The organism is bacterium (assembly GCA_024224155.1).
Lineage (GTDB): Bacteria > Acidobacteriota > Thermoanaerobaculia > Multivoradales > JAHEKO01 > CALZIK01.
This window is the reverse complement of record JAAENP010000106.1, coordinates 1-680: the sequence shown is the minus strand read 5'-3', so window position 1 is coordinate 680 and position 680 is coordinate 1. Positions and strand designations below refer to the sequence as shown.

Annotated in this window: 1 protein-coding gene; it reads left to right on the top strand. The window is 64.0% G+C overall.

Annotated elements, in window-relative coordinates; genetic code table 11:
- A partial coding sequence (locus GY769_06185) for an ISKra4 family transposase (GenBank protein ID MCP4201509.1) occupies positions 1-680 on the top strand: 680 nt, incomplete at both ends.

Below are 680 nucleotides of genomic sequence, written 5' to 3'. Positions count from 1 at the left end.
CGGTGCATGCGGCACCCAAGGGCAAGCGGCCGAGGCCGCAGAACAAGCGGGTGTGGGCGAGTCTGAAGAAGTCGCCGGAGGAGGTGATCGCCCAGGCCTTCGAGGAGGCGCTCCAACGCGACCCGGGACGAGAGAAGCGGTGGTTTGCGCTGGTCGATGGTGCCCCGTCCCCGCTGAAGATCCTCCCCCGGCTGGCGAAGAGCTACGGCGTCGAGTTGACCGTCGTGCTGGACCTCATCCATGTGAGCGAGTACCTGTGGAAAGCCTCCACCGTCTTCCACGACCAAGAGAGCCTGGAAAGCGAAGAGTGGGTCCGCCACAGGCTGACGGAAATTCTGCGTGGTCATAGCTCCCGGGTCGCCGGCGGCATCCGCCGCAGTGCCACGCGGCGCGGCTTGGATGTCGAAGAGCGCGAGGCCGCAGACAAATGCTGTAACTACCTTCTCAACCACACGCCCTATCTTCGTTATGACCAGTATCTGGCGAGGGGATCTCCCATTGCCACGGGGGTGATCGAGGGCGCTTGTCGCCATCTCGTCAAAGACCGCATGGAGCGGACCGGAGCGCGCTGGAGGCTCAAGGGAGCCGAGGCGGTTCTGCGCCTACGAGCCCTACGCTCAAGCGGCGACTTCGACGAATACTGGCGATTTCACGAAGCGCGAGAGTACGAGCGCAACCAT